The organism is Streptomyces sp. PA03-1a, from assembly GCF_033792805.1.
Lineage (GTDB): Bacteria > Actinomycetota > Actinomycetes > Streptomycetales > Streptomycetaceae > Actinacidiphila.
The window spans coordinates 1-2,879 of record NZ_JARAVO010000435.1 but is presented as its reverse complement, the minus strand read 5'-3'; the positions used below and the strand labels follow the sequence as shown (position 1 = coordinate 2,879).

The 2,879-nt window shown below is 71.3% G+C and carries 2 protein-coding genes and 1 pseudogene; 2 read left to right on the top strand and 1 reads right to left on the bottom strand.

The features are described 5' to 3' along the window. Positions 1-270 (top strand): annotated as a pseudogene (locus PV341_RS44540) (acyltransferase family protein); the annotation flags it as partial. Between the two features lie 153 nt (positions 271-423). On the opposite strand, the gene PV341_RS44535 reads toward PV341_RS44540, so the two are convergent. Continuing rightward, positions 424-699, bottom strand: a complete 276-nt coding sequence (locus PV341_RS44535; protein ID WP_500360956.1) for a type II toxin-antitoxin system Phd/YefM family antitoxin — start codon at positions 697-699, stop codon at positions 424-426. 157 nt (positions 700-856) lie between these two features. On the opposite strand from PV341_RS44535, the gene PV341_RS44530 reads away from it, so the two are divergent. Next, positions 857-2,647, top strand: coding sequence for an ABC-F family ATP-binding cassette domain-containing protein (locus tag PV341_RS44530; RefSeq protein WP_500360954.1), 1,791 nt, complete (start codon positions 857-859; stop codon positions 2,645-2,647). The last annotated feature ends 232 nt before the right edge of the window (positions 2,648-2,879 follow it).

The window sequence follows — 2,879 nt, the reverse complement described above, 5'->3', positions numbered from 1 at the left end:
GCCGGAGAGCGGGCCCCGCGCCCCGCCCAGGCGCCGGGCCCGCTCTCCGGCCCCGGTGCCGCGTTCGGCGTCGCCCTCGCGCTGCTGGGCGTCCTCGGCCTGTCCGCCGTCGGCTTCGGCGGCCTCCTCGACGGCCACTCGGCCACCCTGATCGCCTTCCGCGTCACGGCACCGGCCGCCGTCCTCATGGCCGTCGCCGGCTGGGCTCTGGTCGAACGGGCGGGCCGCGTCAGGGCTGAGCCGGACTTCACCCCACCCGGCCGACCTTGAGGACGAGCACGGTGACGGTCTCGGCGCCGGGCCGGTACAGACACGCCAGTCGCCGACGGTCAGCCGCCAGTACCCCGAAGCTCCCAGGGCGCGCGCAGTCCGGGGGTGCGGTTCCCCGGCCACATCCCGGACAGCAGCCGCGCACGCCTTGGGTCACGAGGCATCGGCCTGACGGTCCTCGTCCTCCAACCGGGCCGTGAACTCGTCGTGCGTCATCGCGGGGCCGGTGGGAGCCGATTCGCGGGCCGCTGCCTCGGCGGCGTCCGCCGCATCGCGCAGACGCTGCAGTTCCTCGAGTTCGCTTATCGGGATGAGCGCGGCGGCGGGTTTCCCGTACTCGCTGATCAGGATGTGTTCATGCCCGTGCCGGACTCGGCCGACGAGCTGCCCGAGCCGGTTGCGCGCTTCCACGAGCGGATACGTATCCATGGGAAAACTGCACAGAGCTGCGGCTGTGTACGGTTGGCGATTCACCTGTGGTGGGCGAGCCCACCCGCACGGGTGTCCGGAGGGCGGTCGCCGTGCCCGGGGGGTGAGGGGGCCGCACTACCCTGGGAGGTCGTTCTTTCGTAGTGACAGGAGTCCCATGGCCGTCAACCTGGTCAACGTCGAGTCCGTCAGCAAGGTGTACGGAACGCGCACCCTGCTGGACGGGATCTCGCTCGGCGTATCGGAGGGCGACCGCATCGGCGTCGTCGGCCGCAACGGCGACGGGAAGACGACCCTGATCCGGATGCTGGCGAAGCTGGAGGGACCGGACACCGGGCGGGTGACGCACACCTCGGACCTGCGGCTGGGCGTGCTGACGCAGCACGACAGCCTAAACCCGCAGGCCACCGTCCGGCACGAGGTGGTCGGCGACCGCGCGGACCACGAGTGGGCGGGCGACGCGAAGATCCGGGACGTGCTCACCGGCCTCTTCGGCGGGCTGGACCTGCCCGGCTTCCCGCAGGGGCTGGACACGGTGATCGGGCCGCTGTCCGGTGGTGAGCGCCGCCGGATCGCGCTGGCGAAGCTGCTGATCGCCGAGCAGGACCTGGTCGTGCTCGACGAGCCCACCAACCACCTCGACGTCGAGGGCATCTCCTGGCTGGCCGGTCATCTGCGGGCACGGCGCTCGGCCCTGGTGTGCGTGACCCACGACCGCTGGTTCCTGGACCAGGTCTGCACCCGCATGTGGGACGTGCAGCGCGGTGACGTCCACGAGTACGAGGGCGGTTACAGCGACTACGTCTTCGCCCGCGCCGAGCGCGAGCGGATCGCCGCGACCGAGGAGGTCAAGCGGCAGAACCTGATGCGCAAGGAGCTGGCCTGGCTGCGCCGCGGTGCCCCCGCCCGCACCAGCAAGCCGCGCTTCCGCATCGAGGCGGCCAACGAGCTGATCGCCGACGTGCCGCCGCCGCGTGACAACGCCGAGCTGATGAAGTTCGCGACGACCCGGCTGGGCAGGACCGTCTTCGACCTGGAGAACGTGACCGTGCAGGCCGGGCCCAAGGTGCTGCTGAAGCACCTGACCTGGCAGCTGGGCCCCGGCGACCGGGTCGGCCTGGTCGGTGTCAACGGCGCGGGCAAGACGTCCCTGCTGCGGGCGCTCGCGGACGCCGCCGTCAGCGAGGGCGAGCAGCAGCCGGTGGCCGGCAAGGTGGTGGTCGGCAAGACCGTACGGCTGGCCTACCTGTCGCAGGAGGTCGCCGAACTCGAGCCGTCGCTGCGGGTGCTGCAGGCGGTGGAGTCGGTGCGCGGCCGCGTCGACCTCGGCAAGGGACGGGAGATGACGGCGGGTCAGCTCTGCGAGAAGTTCGGGTTCACCAAGGAGAAGCAGTGGACCCCGGTCGGTGACCTGTCCGGTGGCGAGCGGCGCCGGCTGCAGTTGCTGCGGCTGCTGATGGACGAGCCCAACGTGCTCTTCCTCGACGAGCCCACCAACGACCTGGACATCGAGACCCTGACCCAGCTGGAGGACCTGCTCGACGGCTGGCCCGGCTCGATGGTGGTCATCTCCCACGACCGGTACTTCCTGGAGCGCACCACCGACCGCACCTTCGCCCTGCTCGGCGACGCGACGCTGCGCATGCTGCCGCGCGGCATCGACGAGTACCTGGAGCGGCGCCGCGCCGCCGTCGAGGCCGCCACCCCCGCCCCCGCCCCGGCCAAGCCGAAGGGCGGCGGCGACAGCCGCGCGGCCAAGAAGGAACTGCAGCGCATCGAGCGGCAGCTGGACAAGATCGGCGAGCGGGAGTCGAAGCTGCACGCCGCCATCGCCGAGAACGCCACCGACTTCGAGAAGGTGGCCGAACTCGACATGGAACTGCGGTCGCTGGCCGCCGAGCACGAGGAACTGGAGATGCGCTGGCTGGAGCTGGCGGACGAGGTGTAGCAGTGCCGTAACGGTCCTTCGGCGCGGGGCGGAACGGTGCGTCACCGGTGGTACAAAGAGGGTCACCGTCCGCCCCGCACACCTGTGCCCGAAAGGTGCCCGCTGATGTCGCAGCCGCCGCCTCCCCCCGGCAACCAGCCCGGATTCGGGCCGCAGCCGCCTCAGTACGGTTACCCGCCGCAGCAGCCCAACCCCTACGCCCAGCCACCGGGCATGTCTCTTATACAGATCT